Annotated in this window: 4 protein-coding genes and 1 pseudogene; 2 read left to right on the plus strand and 3 right to left on the minus strand. The window is 71.7% G+C overall.

Features of this window, described 5'->3' with window-relative positions:
* Positions 1–256: 256 nt before the first annotated feature.
* A complete protein-coding gene (locus tag CCN56_RS05695; protein WP_086824201.1) occupies positions 257–1,675 on the plus strand; it encodes a polysaccharide lyase 6 family protein in 1,419 nt (472 codons plus the stop codon).
* A gap of 102 nt (positions 1,676–1,777) precedes the next feature.
* A complete protein-coding gene (locus CCN56_RS05700; protein ID WP_143664435.1) occupies positions 1,778–2,491 on the plus strand; it encodes a hypothetical protein in 714 nt (237 codons plus the stop codon).
* A 19-nt stretch (positions 2,492–2,510) separates the two neighbouring features.
* Here CCN56_RS05700 and CCN56_RS05705 read toward each other — a convergent pair.
* The 3 genes and pseudogenes from CCN56_RS05705 to CCN56_RS05715 form a co-directional block, all read right to left on the minus strand.
* A pseudogene (locus CCN56_RS05705) lies at positions 2,511–3,891 on the minus strand (GH1 family beta-glucosidase).
* A gap of 60 nt (positions 3,892–3,951) precedes the next feature.
* Positions 3,952–4,818 (minus strand): carbohydrate ABC transporter permease, encoded by an 867-nt coding sequence (locus CCN56_RS05710; protein ID WP_086824205.1) that lies wholly within the window; start codon positions 4,816–4,818, stop codon positions 3,952–3,954.
* A partial coding sequence (locus tag CCN56_RS05715; protein WP_256961782.1) for a carbohydrate ABC transporter permease occupies positions 4,815–5,727 on the minus strand: 913 nt, incomplete at its 5' end. The genes CCN56_RS05715 and CCN56_RS05710, both read right to left, overlap by 4 nt.

Below are 5,727 nucleotides of genomic sequence, written 5' to 3' on the forward strand. Positions count from 1 at the left end.
GACCGAGGCGGGCGCCGTGGCGGCCGTCGTCCTGACGGGTGCCGTCGTGGGGGCGGCCCCCGTCAGGACGTGTCGACGTCGCCGGGGAGGACGCGTCCGCACCGGCACTGACCGGTCGGGACCCGGGGCGGGCCGTGGGGGCCCGCCCCGGGTCCCGACGGGCCGGGGCCGCCGCGGAACCCCGGCGTCCCGGCGATCCACGCCCCCTGGTCACAGGACACAGGACGACGAATTCCCCTCACCACCAGGAGGCATCATGCGACGACGTACCTTCCTCAAGGGCTCGCTGCTCGGCGCGGCGGCCGCAGCCGTCCCGCTCGACACCCTGCTCGCCACCGGCGCCTCGGCGGCCGAGCCGGCACCGGTCACCTCGCTGAGCGCGCTGCAGAGCGCGATCGACCGCGCGGTGCCCGGCGACCGGATCGTCGTCGCCGACGGCACCTACACCGTCCCCTCGGGCGGCGCGATCGACGTCTCGGGGCGCAGCGGCATCACGATCGTCTCGCAGACCCGCGGCGGCGCCGTCCTCCAGGGCCCGCGCAGCTTCGTCCTCGACGGCGCGAGCGCCATCACCATCAGCGGCTTCGCGCTCCGCCAGAGCGGCACCCTGGAGATCCCCGCCGGCACCACGGGCATCCGCCTGACCCGTAACGACATCCGCTTCGCGGACGTCGACGGCCTCGACTGGGTCCTCGTGGAGGGCGACGACGCCAAGGTCGACCGGAACCACTTCCACGACCGGACCACGCAGGGCATCTTCCTCGTCGTCGACGGACCCGGCACGACCGCCGTCGCCCAGCGCCTCCACGTCTTCAAGAACCACTTCTCCGGCCACGCGTACGCGGGCACCAACGGCGGCGAGTCGATCCGGCTCGGCGTCAGCAGCCGGGCGCTGTCCACGGCCGACGCGATCGTGGAGTACAACCTGTTCGAGCGGTGCGACGGAGACCCCGAGGCCATCTCGGTGAAGTCCTCCGGCAACACCGTCCGGTACAACACGCTCCGCAACAGCCAGGGCGGCATCGTGCTGCGCCACGGCAACCGCTCCACCGTCGAGGGCAACTGGCTGCTCGGCGGCAAGGAGGGCATCCGCCTGTACGGCAACGACCACCTGGTCGTCAACAACCACCTCGCCGGCCTCACCGGCCGGGCCCTCGTGATCGGCAGCGGCACCACGCGCGACCACCACGAGGGCGAGACCACCGAGGAGCGGCGCGGCAACGACGCCTGCGACCGCGCGGTGATCGTGCACAACACCCTGCGCGCCAACAAGAGTTCCCTCTCGGGCGAGACCCGCACCTACGAGCCCCGTGACGTGGTCGTCGCCGACAACCTCCTCGTCGGGGACAGCGGCAGCCTCGTCGCGATGGGCGCGACCACCGGCTTCATCTGGCAGGGCAACATCCTCTGGGGCGCGGCGTCCGACGGCACCCTCCCCAACGCGGGCTACACCCGCGTCGACCCCCGTCTGGTGTCGTCCTCCGACGGCGTCTACCGTCTCGCGGCGGGCAGCCCCGCGATCGGCGCGGCGACGCTCACCACCCTCTCGGTCCCCGAGGACATCGACGGCCACGCCCGCGGCACCGCCCGCGACATCGGCGCCGACGAGTACTCGACCCTGGCCCCGGTCCGCCGCCCGCTCACCCCCACGGACGTGGGCCCGAACGCCTCCTGACCGTCCTCCTCCGACGGGGTGCCGCGGTGCCCCCCGTCGGAGGCCCCGTATGATCGCGCCGAAACCATGATCAACTTTGCGATGTCTCGGGGGAACGTGCACGTGACCAGGTTGAGGGCAGTCGTTGCCGCAGTCGTTCTGGCATCGGCGGTGGCGGGCTGCGGTTCCGGAGACCGGGCGGACGGCAAGGAGCCGGCGGACAAGCCGACTGCCGCGCGGCCCTCCACCGGGGACACCGGGTCGGCGAAGGCGGAGACGCTCGCCGCCGATCCCGGCACCCGCTACACCACCGTCGCCGTGCCGACCATGGAGGGACTCGTCTGCGACGAGGGCGACGGCGGCTTCCACTTCGGCAGCGACCTCGACATGAGCATCACCGGCGACGACGACCTGAAGGAGATCAAGGACGACGGCCAGGACGTCGCCGACGAGGTGTCCTGCTTCGGCAGCCCCCGCAACGTCCTCCGCAAGGGCACCATGTCGGCCTCGGCGCCCACGTTCACCGCCCGGACCAACCTCTACGAGAACGTGCCGGACCCCACCGCCTCCCTCAACCGCATCTTCGACGCGTCCATGGACCTGGCGAAGGACTACGGCCGCAACCCCACCGGCGCCCCGAAGACCGTCACCAGCAGCTCCCTCGTCGTGAAGTGCCGGCAGAACGTCACCGACACCTTCCCGATGACGACCTGTCTCTGGGCGAACTACGGGGCGGCCGGAGTCCTCGACTTCTTCCCGTTCGACGACCAGTACATCCCGGTCGACTCGGCCGCCAGGCTCACCCAGGACTTCGTCGCCGGCGCGCTGAAGAAGTAGGGGGCCAGGCCGGGCGGTCTCAGGCCTCCCCGGGACCGAGACCGCCCCGGGCGATCACCTCCGCGTACCAGCGGGCGCTGTCCTTCGGCGTCCGGCGCTGCGTCGCGAAGTCCACGTGCACGATGCCGAACCGCTTGCTGTAGCCGTACGCCCACTCGAAGTTGTCGAGCAGCGACCACAGGAAGTAGCCCCGCACGTCGGCGCCGTCCGCGAGCGCCCGGTGCACCGCCGCCAGATGCGCGTGCAGATACGCCACCCGCTCCGGGTCCTTCACGTTCCCCGAGGGGTCGGCGTAGTCGTCGTACGCCGCGCCGTTCTCGGTGATGACCAGCGGTACGCCCGGCAGCTCGTCCCGCAGCCGGACCAGGAGCCCGTGCAGCCCGTCCGCGTCCACCGGCCAGTCCATGGCCGTCCGAGGCCCGGGCGCCCGCCCACGGCGACGGCGACTCCGAGCTGCCCGCCGCGACGACCGCCGGGGAGTAGTAGTTGATGCCCAGGGAGTCGATCGGCGCGGCCGTCGTCGCCAGATCGCCGTCCCGGACGAACGACCAGTCCGTGACGGCCGCCGTGTCGCGGACCAGATCCTCGGGGAGCCGGCCGTGGAAGACCGGATCCAGGAAGATCCGGTTGCCGACCGCGTCGATCCGGCGGGCCGCGTCCAGGTCCTCAGGAGTCTGCGAACGCGCCCGTACCGCATGGAGGTTGAGGGTCAGGGACACCTCCGCCGCACCGGGCAGCGCACCGCGCAGCGTCCGGGCCGCGAGGCCGTGCGCCAGGTTCAGGTGATGCGCGGCGCGCAGCGCGGCGAGGTCACTGGTCCGGCCCGGCGCGTGCACGCCCTGGCCGTAGCCGAGGAAGGCCGAGCACCAGGGCTCGTTGAGCGTGGTCCAGGTCGCGACCCGGTCGCCGAGCGCGTCCGCCATGATCCCCGCGTACTCGGCGAAGCGGTACGCCGTCTCCCGGTGCGGCCAGCCGCCCGCGTCCTCCAGCTCCTGCGGCAGGTCCCAGTGGTAGAGCGTCGCCACCGGCCGGATGCCCGCCTCCAGGAGCGTGTCGGTGAGCCGCCGGTAGAAGTCCAGGCCCTTGCGGACGGCCGGGCCGCGCCCGGTGGGCTGGACCCTCGGCCAGGCGATCGAGAAGCGGTAGTCGGTCACCCCGAGCCGCCGCATCAGGGCCACGTCCTCGTCGACCCGGTGGTAGTGGTCGGCGGCGATGTCGCCGGTGTCGCCGTTGCGCACCTTGCCGGGCGTACGGCTGAAGGTGTCCCAGATGGAGGGGGTGCGGCCGTCCTCGGCGGCGGCTCCCTCGATCTGGTACGCGGCCGTGGCCGTGCCCCAGCGGAAGCCCTCGGGGAAGCGGAGAGCGGTCGTGACGTCGGAGTGGGCGTCGAGCGCGGTCATGGGGGTGGAAACTCCCTTGGATGAGAGGTCTGTGGGAAGGGGCAGAAGGGGCGACGGGCGTCAGCCCTTGACCGCGCCCTGCATGATCCCGCCGACGATCTGCCGGCCGAGGAGCCCGAAGACGAGCAGCACCGGCAGGGTCCCGAGCAGGGTCCCCGCCATGATCACGGACTGGTCGTGGACGTAGCCGCCGCCGAGCTGACGCAACGCGACCTGGACGGTGGGCTCGGAGGAGGAGAGCGCGACGACGGGCCAGAAGAAGTCGTTCCACGCGGCCATGAAGGTCAGCAGGCCGAGCACGGCCATGCCCGGCCGGGCGATCGGCACCACGATCGACCAGAAGATCCTCGCCGTGGAAGCGCCGTCGACCCGGGCCGCCTCGATCAGCTCGTCCGGCAGCGACTGCACCAGGTACTGCCGCATGAAGAACACCCCGAACGCCGACACCAGACCCGGCAGGATCACCGACTGGAGCTGGTTCACCCAGCCGAGCTCGGCGATCAGCATGAACAGCGGGATCACCCCCAGCTGCGGCGGGATCATCATGGTGCCCACGGTGACCGCGAGCAGCGCGCCCCGGCCCCGGAAGCGGAGCTTGGCGAAGGCGAAACCGGCGAGAGTGCAGCACAGGACGGTGCCGAGGGTGATCGCCCCGGAGACGAGGAGCGAGTTCAGCAACGCCTTGCCGATGTCGGCCTCTTCGAGGACCGCCTCGAAGTTGCGCATCAGGTGCGGGCCCGGCAGCAGGGCCGGCGGGACCTTCGCCAGGTCGGCATTGGAACGGCTCGCGGCGACGACCGTCCAGTAGAACGGGAAGGCGGAGAACAGTACGGCGACGATCAGGATCGTGTAGGCGAGCGGCCCGGCGTGCAGGGTGCGGCCGGCCCGGGAGGAGCCGGATCGTGCCGGGCGGACCAGTGCGGTCATCGGCCGGCCTCCTTGCGGGAACGGCGGCGCGCGATCAGGGCGTTGATCCCGACCAGCACCACGATGAGCAGGAACATCACCCAGGCGATGGCCGCGGCCCGCCCCAGGTGGAAGAAGCCCCAGCCCTGCTCGTACAGGTAGAGGCCGAGGGTCTGGTACTGGTGCGAGATGCCGCCCGAGATCGAGCCTTCGAGGAGCAGCGGCTCGCCGAACAGCTGGGTCGCGCCGATCGTGGAGACGATGACGGTGAAGAGGATGGTGGGCCGCAGCCCCGGCAGCGTGACGTGGAAGAACTGGCGCCACCGCGAGGCCCCGTCCATCGCGGCGGCCTCATACAGCTCGTCGGGGATGGACTGCATGCCGGCCAGGTAGATCAGCGCGTTGTAGCCGGTCCAGCGCCAGATCACGACCGTGGACACGGCGATCTGCGAGGCGACCGTGCCGTTCTGCCAGTCGACGGGATCGATGCCGACGAGGCCGAGCCCGTAGTTGATCAGCCCGAAGTCCCGGCCGAACAGCTGGGCGAAGACGAGGGTGGCGGCGGCGACCGAGGTCGCGTACGGCAGCAGCACCGCCGTCCGCAGGAAGGTACGGCCGCGCATGCGGTAGTTCAGCAGGTGCGCGAGACCGAGGGCCATCACCAGCTGCGGCACGGTCGACAGGACGCCGATGGTGAAGGTGTTGCGCAGCGCGACCCAGAAGTACGCGTCGCCGAGGAGCGCGGTGTAGTTGCCGAGGCCGCGCCACTCCATGTCGCCGGGGGTCTGGAGCTCGACCCGGTAGAGGGAGACGAAGGCCGTGTAGAGCAGCGGGAAGAGGCCGAAGGCGGCGAACAGGGTGAAGAACGGGGCGAGATAGGCGTACGGCGAGACCGTCCGCCAGGCCCGCCGGGCGGGCCCCGGCCCGGGC

The sequence above is a fragment of the Streptomyces sp. NRRL B-24572 genome (genome assembly GCF_002156145.1).
Classification (GTDB): domain Bacteria; phylum Actinomycetota; class Actinomycetes; order Streptomycetales; family Streptomycetaceae; genus Streptomyces; species Streptomyces vietnamensis.

Coding starts and splice junctions, on each gene's coding strand:
- CCN56_RS05710 (WP_086824205.1), bottom strand. CDS start 4,818: ATGACCGCACTGGTCCGCCCGGCACGATCCGGCTCCTCCCGGGCCGGC.
- CCN56_RS05695 (WP_086824201.1), top strand. CDS start 257: ATGCGACGACGTACCTTCCTCAAGGGCTCGCTGCTCGGCGCGGCGGCC.